This is a genomic window from Vibrio neonatus, assembly GCF_024346975.1.
GTDB lineage: Bacteria > Pseudomonadota > Gammaproteobacteria > Enterobacterales > Vibrionaceae > Vibrio > Vibrio neonatus.
Genome location: NZ_AP024885.1, coordinates 610,548 through 624,090 on the forward strand (window position 1 = coordinate 610,548; position 13,543 = coordinate 624,090).

Genomic DNA, 13,543 nt, shown 5'->3' on the forward strand with positions numbered 1-13,543 from the left:
CTGTGATCGGCATTGAATGAATTTATGTTTAATCAATAGTGATCCAATGAGAACAAACTTGCGTAGATAAACTGTGACGTATAGAAACCAATAGACAAATAGGTCATTTAGGTTCTCGAACAAATTTGAGAGAGAGGGTCTTTAGTTACCACTCTCTAACTGTGAAAGGTGAACCATGGAATCGTTAACCGTATCATTACAGATCAAGGCCTCAAACCCTACTCGGGCAGAGTGGAATGAATGCATGGATAAGGTACAGCAAGGCGATAAAGCTGCGTTTGCGAAAGTGTTTAAACATTTTTCGCCGCGGTTAAAGCAATTTGCGTACAAGCATGTAGGAAATGAACAAGTGGCGATGGAGTTAGTGCAAGAAGCACTGGCGACGGTGTGGCAAAAATCACACTTGTTTGATGGCAGTAAAAGTGCCTTATCGACATGGATTTACACTATTGCCAGAAACCTTTGTTTTGATCTGCTGCGTAAGCAAAAAGGTCGAGAGCTGCATATCCATTCAGAAGATATTTGGCCTGATGATTATTGCCCGCCAGACTTAGTTGACCAGTATTCACCTGAAAGAGACATGCTGCGAGAGCAGATAGTTCGTTATCTAGATACGTTACCGACCAAACAAAAAGAAGTGATTAAAGCGATTTATCTGGATGAATTACCTCATCAAGATGTGGCTGATAAATTTGATATTCCTCTCGGTACGGTAAAGTCTCGTCTGAGACTGGCCGTGGAGAAGCTTAAGGATACGATAAGGGCGGAACAAGTATGAAACATCATCCAAGTAACGAGTTGTTGAAAGCCTATGCCAGCGGCACTATCGATGCTTGTAATGGCGTCACTTTAGCCGCGCATCTGGAAATGTGTCCTCACTGCCAAAGTAAGGTGCAAGAATTTGAAGAACTTGCCTCGCAATCTTTGATAGATGTAGAGCCCGAGGTTGAATTAGAGCTAGCAGATATGGAAGCCATGTTTAACGATATTATTTCGCTAGACAGAAAGCCTGATGTAAAAGTGGCTAAGCCTGCGGTGACTATCGAGGTCAATGGTAAGCAGTTTTCCTTGCCTCAGTCTTTGCAGAATGTGAGCCAAAGATTAAGTGAATGGAAGAGCTATGGTGGCAAGGTGTATACCGCGCAGCTTGATATTGGTGAGCAAGAGCGTTTGAGCTTGTTGTATATCACTGGTGGAGTTCAAGTTCCTCAGCACACACACAAGGGTATTGAAACCACACTGGTATTGCATGGGCGGTTTCATGATGAGATAGGTCAGTATAAGGAAGGTGACTTTACGGTGGCGGATGCCTCTATAAAACATGCGCCGCGCACCGATGAAGGGCAAGATTGTTTATGCCTAACGTTGTTAAGCGATACCATGATATTTACTCAAGGTGCCGCTCGCATATTTAATATGTTTGGGCGTGGTATGTACCCTTAACCTGCGCACTGTACATAGTCGGTATGCATAACAGCAAGCAATAATAAAACAGGCCACACATCTAACGATCGTGTGGCCTGTTGCTATGTAAGCGTTTTATTTAAACCAAATTACTGGTTTTGAGAGTCATTATATTGCTGCTCATCATCTAAACCCCGCTGGTGAGCCTTTTCTAATACCTTATTAAAATAGCCTCGCAGCGAATAAAGCATAATTAAGCTTGGAATCACCATGGCCGCGGTGATGATAAAGAACATCGACCAATCATTTAAGTAATCAACCAGTTCACCACTGAAAGAGGCTAAGGTGGTTCTACCTAAGTTACCGAGTGAGGCAAGCAAGGCATATTGGGTTGCTGAGAATGCTTGTCCAGTCAGCACGGTCAAAAATGACACAAAGGCTACCGTTGAGAATGCGGTGGTAAAGTTATCGACAATGATAGTGGCCAAAAATAGCGTTTCATTTGGGCCTGATTGAGCAATCCAAGCAAACATTAGGTTGCTCGATGCCATAGCCACACCGCCAATCATTAAGCCTTTTACAATGCCAAACTTAACGTTAAACATACTGCCAATAAAGGTGAACAGTATGGTTGCTCCCCAACCAATCAGTTTGGAATAGTCGCCAATTTGTTCGTTACTAAAGCCAATTTCTTTATAGAAAGGGATCGACATACGACCAAGGAAGGCTTCACCAATTTTAAATAGAAAGACAAACAGCAATAAGGTGATCGCAACTCGAACGCCATTGCGTCGGAAAAAATCAGCAAAAGGTTCAATCAAGGTCACACTAAACCATGCCACAACTGGCGAACCTACCACTTTGCTGTGGCGTTGTTCTGCTTCCGATTGCAGTTGGCTACGAGCGGTTTTTGGCTCTTTGGTAAACAGAGTGAACACCATCAGCAGTGCCACAATTGCAGTCATTCCCAAATAGACGCCGTTCCATCCTATGCTGTCGGCATTGACGAACGCTAAGTAACCAGGAAGAGAATAACCTGTCCACCATCCAACAACGGCCATTGCCGATGCTTGAGGCAGTTTTGAGGCTTCACTTTTAGAAAAGCTATCAATACGGTAGGCATCAATTGCCACATCTTGAGTGGAGGATGCAATCGCGATACCTAAGGCGAGCATTGAGGTAAACATCAGGCTTTTAGCGGGATCGACCCCAGAAATAGCCAGTGTACAAACCAACATAATGGCTTGGCATAAGAAGATCCAAGAGCGGCGCTGACCTAATAGGCGATGCAAAATAGGCAGTTTTACCCTATCAACCAAAGGGGCCCACATAAAGTTAATGGCATACACCACAAACACTGAGCCAAAATAGCCAATAGCGGCGCGACTGAGTCCTGCATCCTTTAGCCATCCTGACATATTAGAGCCAATCAGCACCCAAGGGAAACCACTTGAGCAACCCAACATAAACACCCAAAGCAAGCGCTTATCAAGGTAACTTTTAAAGGTCTCACCCCAAGACATCTTATCCGTCATTTTCTTTCCTTTTACTCATACGTAACGCAGAGCCACTCGCTCTGCGTTCACCTTAGGATAACTATATAGGGGATTTATTTTTGAATTGTCACTTTAGTGACAACGATAGGCGTTGCTGGGATATCTTTCATGAAACCATTGCTTTTGGTTGGCAGACTCGCCATTTTTTTCACAACATCGAAGCCTTCAACCACTTGACCAAATACCGCATAACCTGGGTTAGATGATGAGTAGTTTAAAAATTCATTGTCAGAGTAGTTAATGAAAAACTGACGGGTTGCTGAGTCAGGGTTGTTGGTGCGAGCCATTGCTACACTAGCGGTTTTATTTTTTAGACCATTGCTAGCTTCGTTTTTGATAGGGCCGTAGGTTTTAATTTGAGTCATATTCTCATCAAAACCACCACCTTGAGCCATAAAGCCAGGAATAACGCGATGGAAAATAGTGCCTTCATAGCTGCCATCTTTTACATAACGAAGGAAGTTAGCGCTACTTAGAGGGGCTTTTTCTTCATTGAGCTGAATAGTGAAGTGACCTAAGGTTGTTTCAAATACCACCTTGGTATTGGCAAATACTGACGCACTAAATAGCGCACAGATTACAAGTAGTAATCGGCTCATTGAAATTTCTCCTGCATGTAATTGATAAGTTCAACATCGTTGGCAATGTCATTTAACACTAGCTTAGATACGTGATTAAGCATATGTTCGATTTGTTCGTTAGAAGCGCCCATTGAGTTATCACCTTTGGCACTGCCAGAATAGGTTTTAACAAATTTTCCTGTTGGGGTTTCTGCGGTCACTTTTAAGGTGACTTTGGCATCCATTTGGTTACTAAAAGTAGACGATTTTACGCGAACCAAAGCTTCTTGCAGTTCAACTTGTACGCTGTTGTCACTATTGTTGGCAATCACAAAGCCCTGCGACTGTAAAATAGACTGCATGGCATTGTTTAACGCGATTCTTGCATTTTGTTTAGCATGAATAGGCATCGCCTTATCATGGTCTTTTGTTACTAATGCTAAGTATTGAGCTGTGCGCACGTCAGTCGTGCTCAGGCTTAACGTTTTTGGTTCGTTGATAGTCACTTGACTGCTATCAGCTTGCGGGGTGAAATTCAGTTGTTGGTCAGTTGGGCTAGCACAACCGCTCAATATAAGGGCTGAAAAAGCAATAATCAGCAAATGTTTCATTGATAGTTCCCTTAATAACATAGTGAAAAATAAAGTACTTCACCGAGGGTAGCATAAGCCTCGGAGTTATAACGTTAGTTGATTGATTTTCAAGAGGCTTTCTTTGCCGAAAGAATCACAAACTTCTTATTGCTGGCTACCACGCTGACTCGTCCTTTGCCAAATAAGCGTGTCAGTTTAGCCAAATAACCTAAGTGACCATTACCTACAACCAATAATTCTCCAGCAGGTTCTAGGACATTATGCGCATCACAAAACATTTGCCATGCAATGTGATCCGTTACGGTGTTTTGTTGGTGGAAGGGTGGGTTACACACCACCAGATCGTAGCTGTCCTTTTTAAAGTCATCGAGACAATTATTGGCAATAAAGGTGTAGCGTTCTGGATGCTCTACATTGGCGGTGACGTTCATTCGCGCCGATTCCACCGCCATGAAACTTTCATCAACACTGGTAATGGTAGAAAGAGGGTTGTTTCGACCTAATTTGATTGATAACACGCCATTCCCGCAGCCTAAGTCGATAATGTTCTTATGCTTTGAACCTTGCGGAAGGTGTTCAAGTATAAAGCGTGCCCCCAAATCTAAGCTTTCTCCTGAATAGACATTGGCTAAGTTGTTTAGCTGCATCTTATGCTCAGGTACATCCCAGGTGGTTTTTTCGTCCACTGCCGGCGTTGCTTGATGGCCCACTTGACTAAAGACCAAGCGATGCTTTTTCCATGCCAGAGAAGTACGGGTTTCCCCAAGGTGTTTTTCAAATAACTTTAGCGTTGAGGTATGAATGGCATTAGCTTTATTGACCGCTACCACAGGAGTATCAACGTTTAAGCACGTTTTAAGTTGATGCAGTTGCCATGTAAGAAATCGATTACTTTTAGGCAATTGCATGATGACAGCGTCAATATCACTAGGTATTTCCTCTGTTGAGCGTAACAAAGTAATAGCATTGCATTGGTTTAGCGCCAGATTTTGCTGCGCACCTTTTTGACTGATAAGTGAGTCGGTTTGCAGGTATACCTGATGCTCACGAGAAAACCAGCAGCTTAAAGCACCAAAATTGTCATTTAAAATTAAAACTTTAGAGCCTAATGGTAGGGGCGTTTCAATAAAATGGTTAATGACATATTCATCTCCTGCATCCCAAGCTTGCAGTGTTTCACTAGCCCTTTTGGGGTACCTGTGAAGAGTAAATAGTTGGTCGCGCAGTACGAGCTCTGTTTTCATGATTATTAATGTTAAAAAAGTGATCCTAAACTTGGTCTATTGTCGCAAATTAGCGCTATTTTTGCGAATTAACTTATTGTTCTGTTTTAGAATAGAGGGAGTGTTCTAGTTTAATTAGGTTTGTTTTTCGTAGTAAATTGTACAGGATGATAAAAGCACTATACGTTTAGTATCTATATTCATAAACGTATCAACATAGAGAGATAGCATGCGACAGCAGAAAATTGAGAAAAAATTGGATTTTTACTTCTCTCCGTATCACTTACAAGTTATCAACGAGAGCTACAAACATAATGTACCGGAAGGTTCTGAAAGTCATTTTAAGGTCGTTATTGTCAGTGATAAATTTGCGGGTCTAAGATTAGTTGCCCGCCATCGTCTAGTGAATGAAGCCCTAACCGATGAGTTTGGTGAAGGGTTACATGCACTTTCAATGCATACACTGACAAAAGAAGAATGGAAGCAACAAGCATTCCCTAGCTCCCCAGATTGTATGGGAGGAGGCCATTAAAGGGGCAATGCTCTATCTTAAAGCTCACTAAAAAACAGTAACAATTGTTACATTTCACCGATCGTTCACAAAGTAGCCTTTAATTCATAAAATTAATGTTACTGCCGTGTTTTAGATCAATTTTCATGATGCTTATAGCAAGAAATTTGTAATTTCTTGCTAATCATCACGGCTCAGCGTGGCATGTAGACAAGTGTTAATGTTAGAATTGCGAGCCCTGAAGGAACCCTATCAAGGGTTTATTTGGTAGTTAACAAGGATATGTTAGAAAAACTGACCTATCTGTTATAAATGAGAGTGTATTAAGTACACTTTTGTTATGAAAGTCTTTTTTCCTTAAAATAGTGCAAGTGCGTATGATTACAATTAAAAAGGGTTTGGACCTGCCTATATCAGGTGCTCCTACCCAGGTGATTAATGACGGGAATCCCGTTTCAAAAGTCGCCTTGCTGGGCGAAGAGTACGTGGGCATGCGACCAACAATGCATGTTCGCGAAGGGGATGTAGTAAAGAAGGGACAGGTTCTTTTTGCTGACAAGAAGAATCCTGGCGTGGTTTTTACTGCACCTCAAAGCGGAACGGTTACTCAGGTAAACCGTGGTGCAAAGCGTGTTTTGCAATCAGTTGTTATTGAAATAGCTGGTAACGAGCAAATCACCTTTGATAAATATGAGCAACAAGAACTGGCTAAGTTAGATGCGGATGTAATTCGCAAGCAACTGGTTGATTCTGGTTCATGGGCCGCTTTAAGAACTCGTCCGTTCAGTAAGGTTCCTGCAGTCGATTCTTCGACTGATGCCATCTTTGTTACGGCAATAGATACTAACCCATTAGCAGGAAATCCTGACGTTATTATTAACGAGCAGGATGAAGCATTTGTAGCAGGTTTAGACCTTCTCTCTGTGCTGACTAATGGCAAGGTTTATGTGTGTAAAAGTGGTGGTTCTCTTCCTCGTTCAGAGCAAAGTAATGTTGAGGAGCACGTATTCTCAGGTCCACACCCTGCGGGTCTAGTGGGCACTCACATGCACTTCTTGTATCCCGTCAACGAACAGCATGTCGCTTGGAGTATCAACTACCAAGATGTTATTGCTTTCGGTAAGTTATTTTTAACGGGTGAAATCTATACAGATCGTGTTGTTGCTCTTGGTGGCCCTGTAGTGAGCAACCCTCGTTTGGTTCGCACTACATTAGGTGCATACCTTCCCGAATTAGTCGACAAAGAATTAATGCCTGGAGAAGTTCGTATTATCTCTGGTTCTGTTCTTTGGGGCACAAACGCAGCGGGTCCTCATGCTTTCCTTGGTCGTTATCACATGCAAATTTCTGCATTGCGTGAAGGAAGAGACAAAGAATTCTTTGGCTGGGCTATGCCTGGTAAAAATAAATTCTCAGTGACTCGTTCATTCCTCGGCCATTTATTTAAAGGTCAATTATACAACTTAACTACATCGCTAAATGGCGGTGAGCGTGCGATGGTTCCAATCGGCAGTTACGAAAAAGTAATGCCATTGGATATTGAGCCTACGCTGCTTCTGCGCGATTTGTGTGCTGGAGATGTAGACAGTGCGCAACGCTTAGGTGTGTTAGAGCTATCCGAAGAAGATATCGCCCTTTGTACTTATGTTTGTTCTGGCAAATATGAGTTTGGTGAATTACTTCGTGAGTGTCTAGACACTATCGAGAAGGAAGGTTAAGTCATGTTGAAGAAATTTATTGAGGATATCGAACCGCATTTCGAAGCCAATGGCAAATTCGAAAAGTGGTATCCCCTATATGAAGCGACAGCAACGCTTTTTTATACTCCGGGTACAATAACCAAAACCAAATCGCATGTGCGTGATAGCGTTGATCTTAAACGCATCATGATCATGGTGTGGTTTGCGGTTTTCCCTGCCATGTTCTGGGGTATGTACAATACCGGTAACCAGGCAATCACAGCGTTAACTTTCTTGCACTCTGGTGCTGATTTAGCGACTTTAGTTTCAGGTAACTGGCACTACTGGTTAACTGAAATGCTGGGTGGCACTATCAGTGCCGATGCCGGGTGGGGCAGTAAGATGTTGCTGGGTGCAACCTACTTCTTGCCTATCTATGCCACAGTATTCCTAGTGGGTGGTTTCTGGGAAGTCTTGTTCTGTATCGTGCGTAAACATGAGGTCAACGAAGGCTTTTTCGTTACTTCTATTTTGTTTGCCTTGATTGTTCCGCCGACATTGCCTCTATGGCAAGCCGCACTAGGTATTACCTTTGGTGTGGTTGTTGCAAAAGAGATTTTTGGTGGTACTGGTCGCAACTTCTTAAACCCTGCGTTAGCCGGTCGTGCATTTTTGTTCTTTGCATATCCTGCACAAATCTCAGGTGATTTAGTTTGGACTGCAGCCGATGGTTTCTCTGGCGCTACAGCACTAAGCCAGTGGGCACAAGGTGGTAACTCTAACCTAATCAACAATGTAACAGGTCAATCCATTACTTGGATGGACGCGTTTATCGGTAATATCCCTGGTTCTATCGGTGAGGTTTCGACCTTATTCTTGATGCTAGGCGCGCTGATGATTGTTTACATGGGAATTGCATCTTGGCGCATTATCGCGGGTGTAATGATTGGTATGATCGCAACCGCGACCCTATTCAACCTTATTGGTTCTGATTCCAATGCGATGTTTAGTATGCCGTGGCACTGGCACCTAGTTTTGGGTGGCTTTGCATTTGGTATGTTCTTCATGGCAACCGATCCTGTCTCTGCCTCTTTTACCAATAAAGGTAAGTGGTGGTACGGTATTTTAATTGGTTTGATGTGTGTGTTGATTCGAGTAGTTAACCCGGCATACCCAGAGGGTATGATGTTGGCCATTCTATTTGCGAACCTATTCGCGCCACTATTCGACCACGTTGTTATCGAGAAGAACATTAAGCGGAGACTAGCACGCTATGGCAAATAAAAACGATAGCATTAAAAAGACGCTAGGTGTCGTTATTGGTTTAAGCCTGATTTGTTCTATTGTCGTTTCGACAGCAGCAGTTGGGTTACGTGATAAGCAACAAGCCAATGCGGTACTAGATAAGCAAACGAAAATCGTAGAAGTCGCAAAGATCTCTGAGCAAGGTTCAGTCCAAGAGTTATTTGGCAATTACATTGAACCTCGTTTAGTTGACCTTAAAACCGGTGATTTTGTTGAAGGTGATGCTGCGGCATACGATCAACGAGCAGCTGCAAAAGATCCCGCTCAGTCTATTCGTTTAGACCCTGCGGACGACACAGCTAAAATCATTCGTCGTGCAAACGTCGGTACTGTGTACCTAGTTAAAGAGGGTGACCACTATTCAAAGGTCATTATCCCTATTCACGGCACGGGCCTTTGGTCAATGATGTACGCTTTTGTTGCGGTTGAAATGGATGGCAACACAGTGTCGGGCATTACTTACTACGAGCAAGGTGAAACTCCTGGGCTTGGTGGTGAAGTAGAAAATCCGAACTGGGTAGGTCAATTCGAAGGCAAACAGCTATTTGATGACAACTTTAAGCCAGCATTAAAGATTGTTAAGGGTGGCGCGGCACCAGATGATATTCACGGTGTTGATGGCCTTTCGGGTGCAACTTTGACGGGTAACGGCGTACAACATACTTTCGATTTCTGGTTAGGCGATATGGGCTTCGGACCATTCCTTGCTAAAGTACGCGAAGGAGAGCTGAACTAATGGCTATGTCTAAAGAAATGAAGCAAAACCTTTGGGCTCCTGTTTTAGATAACAACCCAATTGCTTTGCAGGTTCTTGGTGTGTGTTCTGCACTAGCGGTAACCACTAAGCTTGAAACAGCATTTGTTATGACGCTGGCGGTAATCTTTGTAACCGCTTTGTCTAACTTCTTCGTGTCTGTTATTCGTAACCACATTCCAAACAGCGTGCGTATCATCGTACAGATGGCGATTATCGCTTCATTGGTAATCGTGGTAGACCAAATCTTAAAAGCTTACCTTTACGATATCTCGAAACAGCTATCGGTATTTGTTGGCTTGATCATTACTAACTGTATCGTAATGGGTCGTGCGGAAGCATACGCAATGAAGTCTGCGCCAATCCCATCGCTACTTGATGGTATCGGTAATGGTTTAGGTTATGGTTTCGTACTGATTACTGTGGCATTTTTCCGTGAACTGATTGGTTCTGGCAAATTGTTTGGTATGGAAGTACTTCCTCTAGTGTCTGACGGTGGTTGGTATCAGCCTAACGGTATGTTCTTGCTTGCACCGTCTGCATTCTTCTTGATTGGCTTCATGATTTGGGTGATTCGTATCTTCAAGCCTGAACAAATAGAAGCGAAGGAGTAGTAGCACGATGGAACATTATATTAGCTTGCTGGTTAAATCGATTTTCATCGAAAACCTAGCATTATCCTTCTTCTTGGGCATGTGTACATTCCTTGCTGTATCTAAGAAGGTGAAAACCTCTTTCGGTCTTGGTGTTGCAGTAGTGGTGGTATTAACCATCGCTGTTCCTGTGAACAACTTACTGTACAACCTAGTGTTGAAAGAGAATGCGTTAGTCTCGGGTGTGGATTTAAGTTTCCTTAACTTCATCACCTTCATCGGTGTTATTGCAGCTCTAGTACAGATTTTGGAAATGGTGTTAGACCGCTTCTTCCCACCTTTGTACAACGCGCTAGGTATTTTCCTACCGCTGATTACGGTGAACTGTGCAATCTTCGGTGGCGTATCTTTCATGGTACAGCGTGACTACAACTTTGCTGAATCGGTCGTGTATGGCTTTGGTTCTGGCGTAGGTTGGATGCTAGCAATCGTTGCTCTTGCAGGTTTACGTGAAAAGATGAAGTACTCTGATGTACCTCCAGGTCTACGCGGCCTTGGTATTACGTTCATCACTGTAGGCCTAATGGCGTTGGGCTTTATGTCTTTCTCCGGTGTTCAACTGTAAGAGTAAATTATAAGGATTAGTCAATGAATACGATCGTTCTTGGCGTTGTGATGTTTACTCTGATTGTATTGGTGTTAGTGCTAGTGATTTTATTCGCTAAATCTAAGCTGGTACCAACGGGTGACGTCAATATTTTAGTTAATGGTGATCCAGAGAAAGGTTTTACCGTATCTCCGGGTGACAAACTGCTAGGTGCTCTTGCGGGCAACGGTATCTTTGTATCGTCTGCTTGTGGTGGCGGTGGCTCTTGTGGTCAGTGTCGCGTTAAAGTGAAAGCGGGTGGTGGTGATATCTTGCCAACCGAGCTTGACCATATTAGTAAAGGTGAAGCACGTGAAGGTGAGCGTTTAGCCTGTCAGGTTGCTGTGAAAACCGATATGGAAATCGAGCTTCCTGAAGAGATCTTCGGTGTTAAAAAGTGGGAATGTACTGTTCTTTCTAATGACAACGAAGCGACCTTCATCAAAGAGCTTGTACTGCAAATTCCTGATGGTGAAGAAGTACCGTTCCGTGCGGGTGGTTACATTCAGATTGAAGCTGAACCTCATCACATTAAATATGCTGACTTTGATATTCCAGATGAGTACCGTGAAGATTGGGATAAATTCAATCTATTCCGTTATGAATCTATCGTAAAAGAAGAGTCTATCCGTGCATACTCAATGGCTTCTTACCCAGAAGAGAAGGGTATTATTAAGCTGAACGTGCGTATTGCTACGCCGCCGCCTAATAACCCTGACGTACCACCGGGCATCATGTCTTCGTACATTTGGTCTCTAAAAGCAGGCGATAAGTGTACTATTTCAGGTCCATTTGGTGAGTTCTTCGCTAAAGATACTGACAACGAAATGGTGTTTGTTGGTGGTGGTGCTGGTATGGCTCCAATGCGCTCTCATATCTTTGATCAGCTACTGCGCTTGCAATCTAAGCGTAAGATGACGTTCTGGTATGGTGCTCGTTCGAAACGTGAAATGTTCTACATTGAAGATTTCGACAAACTAGCCGCAGAAAATGACAACTTTGTATGGCATTGTGCGCTATCTGATCCTCTTCCAGAGGATAACTGGGATGGTTACACCGGCTTCATACATAACGTATTGTACGAAAACTATCTGAAGGATCACGAAGCTCCAGAAGATTGTGAGTACTACATGTGTGGTCCACCTATGATGAACGCAGCTGTAATCGGCATGCTAAAAGACCTAGGTGTAGAGGATGAAAACATCCTACTTGATGACTTCGGTGGCTAAGCCGTAATCGGATAAAACAATGGCTGGCTCTTTGAGTCAGCCATTTTGTTTTATCGTCTATCGCGATAGTAGGCTTGCCCTGTATTGGTATAAGGAAAACAAGATGAAGTTTGTAAATCATCTTATTCAAGGTTCAAAATGGCTAACAGCAATACTGGTTTCAGTAGTGGTACTAAGTGGCTGTGAGCAAGCGCCAGAGCAAGTTGCATTGGCGGGTAAAACGATGGGTACGACCTATCACATTAAATATATCGCTGATAGTAAAGTGGCTGATTCAGAAGCGATGCAGAGCAAAATTGATGAACTGCTAGAGAAGGTCAACGACCAAATGTCGACCTATCGCCCTAAATCTGAATTAAGCCAATTTAACCAATATAAAAAAGCGCAGCCTTTCCCATTATCTAAAGATATGGAAACCGTGGTGCGTGAATCAATTCGTTTAAATAAACTCACTGAAGGTGCGCTTGACGTTACCGTTGGTCCTTTGGTGAATCTTTGGGGATTTGGCCCAGAAGCTCGCCCAGATACCGTGCCAACCGATGAAGAATTAGCAGCGCGTCGTAAAATGATAGGTATTGAACACCTTTCTTTAACTGACCAAGGCTTAGCAAAAGACTTACCGGATCTGTACGTTGATCTTTCTACGATTGCTAAGGGGTGGGGCGTGGATGTGGTAGCGAACTATCTCGAATCACTTGGCATTCAGCGTTACCTTGTTGAAGTGGGCGGTGAGTTAAGATCGAAAGGACAGAACAATCAAGGGATCCCTTGGCGAATCGCGATTGAAAAACCGACCGTAGATGCCAGAGAAGTTGAACTGATTATTCAACCGGGCAATATGGCGATGGCGACATCGGGAGATTACCGCAATTATTTTGAGCGTGATGGTATTCGTTACTCACACATCATCAATCCAAAAACTGGAAAACCGATTGCACACAAGGTAGTCTCTGTAACAGCAATTCATCCTTCTTGCATGACAGCCGATGGTCTAGCGACGGGCTTGATGGTGCTAGGAGAGAAAGAAGGTCTTCGGGTAGCCAATCAAAATGATTTGGCGGTGTTTATGATTATAAAAACCGAAGATGGATTTAAAGAGGTGTATTCTGACGCCTTTGCTCAGTATTTAAATAAGTAAGGTCGAGCTATGACAACGTTCTTAGTGACTTTTGGTATTTTCCTTGGCTTCATCGTGTTGATGTCCGTAGGCTACATTATCCAAAAGAAAGTAGTAAAAGGAAGCTGTGGTGGCTTGGATGCAATGGGCATTGATAAAGTGTGCAGTTGCCCTGAACCTTGTGATGCACGTAAACGTCGCGAAGCGAAAGAGGCACAACGTGCTGAGAAAGTAGCAGCTTGGGAAAAAGACCGAATCGCTTAACTTTTTTGAACGGAATACCTTGTACTGCAATTGATGTTATCAGGCAGTATCCATATAAAATGCCAAGCTTACGCTTGGCATTTTTGTATCACAAAGAATGATGACGCTG

15 protein-coding genes are annotated in these 13,543 nt (G+C 43.2%); 11 read left to right on the forward strand and 4 right to left on the reverse strand.

Translation table 11 applies throughout. The annotated features are described in order from the left end of the window. The first annotated feature begins 175 nt into the window (after positions 1-175). Positions 176-778 carry a sigma-70 family RNA polymerase sigma factor gene (locus OCU38_RS02885; protein ID WP_261823683.1) on the forward strand — a complete coding sequence of 201 codons (603 nt, stop codon included), beginning with the start codon at positions 176-178 and terminating at the stop codon, positions 776-778. Continuing rightward, positions 775-1,443: a ChrR family anti-sigma-E factor gene (locus OCU38_RS02890; RefSeq protein WP_261823684.1), complete on the forward strand. Its 669-nt coding sequence runs from the start codon at positions 775-777 to the stop codon at positions 1,441-1,443. The genes OCU38_RS02885 and OCU38_RS02890 overlap by 4 nt, the downstream gene beginning before the upstream one ends. A gap of 110 nt (positions 1,444-1,553) precedes the next feature. On the opposite strand, the gene OCU38_RS02895 is transcribed toward OCU38_RS02890, so the two are convergent. From OCU38_RS02895 to OCU38_RS02910, 4 genes are all read right to left on the reverse strand, one after another. Then, positions 1,554-2,939 carry an AmpG family muropeptide MFS transporter gene (locus tag OCU38_RS02895; protein WP_152821527.1) on the reverse strand — a complete coding sequence of 462 codons (1,386 nt, stop codon included), beginning with the start codon at positions 2,937-2,939 and terminating at the stop codon, positions 1,554-1,556. Between the two features lie 74 nt (positions 2,940-3,013). Continuing rightward, positions 3,014-3,559 (reverse strand): peptidylprolyl isomerase, encoded by a 546-nt coding sequence (locus tag OCU38_RS02900; RefSeq protein ID WP_152821529.1) that lies wholly within the window; start codon positions 3,557-3,559, stop codon positions 3,014-3,016. Next, a complete protein-coding gene (locus OCU38_RS02905) occupies positions 3,556-4,131 on the reverse strand; it encodes a YajG family lipoprotein (protein WP_152821531.1) in 576 nt (191 codons plus the stop codon). The genes OCU38_RS02900 and OCU38_RS02905 overlap by 4 nt, the downstream gene beginning before the upstream one ends. Positions 4,132-4,220: 89 nt before the next feature. After that, positions 4,221-5,357 (reverse strand): methyltransferase, encoded by a 1,137-nt coding sequence (locus OCU38_RS02910; RefSeq protein WP_261823685.1) that lies wholly within the window; start codon positions 5,355-5,357, stop codon positions 4,221-4,223. A 208-nt stretch (positions 5,358-5,565) separates the two neighbouring features. Here OCU38_RS02910 and OCU38_RS02915 point away from each other — a divergent pair, with 208 nt between their 5' ends. The 9 genes from OCU38_RS02915 to nqrM all read left to right on the forward strand — a co-directional run bounded on the left by OCU38_RS02915 (position 5,566) and on the right by nqrM (position 13,434). Further along, entirely contained in the window at positions 5,566-5,868 is a 303-nt protein-coding gene (locus OCU38_RS02915; protein ID WP_152821536.1) for a BolA family protein, read from the forward strand. A gap of 356 nt (positions 5,869-6,224) precedes the next feature. Next, positions 6,225-7,565, forward strand: a complete 1,341-nt coding sequence (locus OCU38_RS02920; RefSeq protein ID WP_261823686.1) for a Na(+)-translocating NADH-quinone reductase subunit A — start codon at positions 6,225-6,227, stop codon at positions 7,563-7,565. A 3-nt stretch (positions 7,566-7,568) separates the two neighbouring features. Further along, positions 7,569-8,810, forward strand: coding sequence for an NADH:ubiquinone reductase (Na(+)-transporting) subunit B (locus OCU38_RS02925; RefSeq protein WP_261823687.1), 1,242 nt, complete (start codon positions 7,569-7,571; stop codon positions 8,808-8,810). Further along, positions 8,800-9,567, forward strand: coding sequence for a Na(+)-translocating NADH-quinone reductase subunit C (locus OCU38_RS02930; RefSeq protein WP_261823688.1), 768 nt, complete (start codon positions 8,800-8,802; stop codon positions 9,565-9,567). The genes OCU38_RS02925 and OCU38_RS02930 overlap by 11 nt, the downstream gene beginning before the upstream one ends. Beyond that, positions 9,567-10,199 carry an NADH:ubiquinone reductase (Na(+)-transporting) subunit D gene (locus OCU38_RS02935; RefSeq protein WP_023405156.1) on the forward strand — a complete coding sequence of 211 codons (633 nt, stop codon included), beginning with the start codon at positions 9,567-9,569 and terminating at the stop codon, positions 10,197-10,199. Before OCU38_RS02930 ends, OCU38_RS02935 begins: the two co-directional genes overlap by 1 nt. 7 nt (positions 10,200-10,206) lie before the next feature. Further along, positions 10,207-10,803: an NADH:ubiquinone reductase (Na(+)-transporting) subunit E gene (gene nqrE / locus OCU38_RS02940; RefSeq protein ID WP_021714738.1), complete on the forward strand. Its 597-nt coding sequence runs from the start codon at positions 10,207-10,209 to the stop codon at positions 10,801-10,803. A 23-nt stretch (positions 10,804-10,826) separates the two neighbouring features. Next, positions 10,827-12,053, forward strand: a complete 1,227-nt coding sequence (gene nqrF, locus OCU38_RS02945; RefSeq protein WP_261823689.1) for an NADH:ubiquinone reductase (Na(+)-transporting) subunit F — start codon at positions 10,827-10,829, stop codon at positions 12,051-12,053. A 103-nt stretch (positions 12,054-12,156) separates the two neighbouring features. Continuing rightward, entirely contained in the window at positions 12,157-13,191 is a 1,035-nt protein-coding gene (locus OCU38_RS02950) for an FAD:protein FMN transferase (RefSeq protein ID WP_261823690.1), read from the forward strand. Positions 13,192-13,200: 9 nt separating this feature from the next. Next, on the forward strand, positions 13,201-13,434 hold the full coding sequence (gene nqrM, locus OCU38_RS02955; RefSeq protein ID WP_261823691.1) for a (Na+)-NQR maturation NqrM: 234 nt from the start codon (positions 13,201-13,203) through the stop codon (positions 13,432-13,434). Positions 13,435-13,543 lie beyond the last annotated feature (109 nt).

Bases quoted from the DNA above. Each gene is read 5' to 3' on its own strand.
- nqrM (WP_261823691.1), top strand. From the start codon at position 13,201: ATGACAACGTTCTTAGTGACTTTTGGTATTTTCCTTGGCTTCATCGTG.
- OCU38_RS02890 (WP_261823684.1), top strand. From the start codon at position 775: ATGAAACATCATCCAAGTAACGAGTTGTTGAAAGCCTATGCCAGCGGC.
- OCU38_RS02895 (WP_152821527.1), bottom strand. From the start codon at position 2,939: ATGACGGATAAGATGTCTTGGGGTGAGACCTTTAAAAGTTACCTTGAT.
- OCU38_RS02900 (WP_152821529.1), bottom strand. From the start codon at position 3,559: ATGAGCCGATTACTACTTGTAATCTGTGCGCTATTTAGTGCGTCAGTA.
- OCU38_RS02915 (WP_152821536.1), top strand. From the start codon at position 5,566: ATGCGACAGCAGAAAATTGAGAAAAAATTGGATTTTTACTTCTCTCCG.
- OCU38_RS02950 (WP_261823690.1), top strand. From the start codon at position 12,157: ATGAAGTTTGTAAATCATCTTATTCAAGGTTCAAAATGGCTAACAGCA.
- OCU38_RS02930 (WP_261823688.1), top strand. From the start codon at position 8,800: ATGGCAAATAAAAACGATAGCATTAAAAAGACGCTAGGTGTCGTTATT.
- OCU38_RS02910 (WP_261823685.1), bottom strand. From the start codon at position 5,357: ATGAAAACAGAGCTCGTACTGCGCGACCAACTATTTACTCTTCACAGG.
- OCU38_RS02935 (WP_023405156.1), top strand. From the start codon at position 9,567: ATGGCTATGTCTAAAGAAATGAAGCAAAACCTTTGGGCTCCTGTTTTA.
- OCU38_RS02920 (WP_261823686.1), top strand. From the start codon at position 6,225: ATGATTACAATTAAAAAGGGTTTGGACCTGCCTATATCAGGTGCTCCT.
- OCU38_RS02925 (WP_261823687.1), top strand. From the start codon at position 7,569: ATGTTGAAGAAATTTATTGAGGATATCGAACCGCATTTCGAAGCCAAT.
- OCU38_RS02885 (WP_261823683.1), top strand. From the start codon at position 176: ATGGAATCGTTAACCGTATCATTACAGATCAAGGCCTCAAACCCTACT.
- OCU38_RS02905 (WP_152821531.1), bottom strand. From the start codon at position 4,131: ATGAAACATTTGCTGATTATTGCTTTTTCAGCCCTTATATTGAGCGGT.
- nqrF (WP_261823689.1), top strand. From the start codon at position 10,827: ATGAATACGATCGTTCTTGGCGTTGTGATGTTTACTCTGATTGTATTG.
- nqrE (WP_021714738.1), top strand. From the start codon at position 10,207: ATGGAACATTATATTAGCTTGCTGGTTAAATCGATTTTCATCGAAAAC.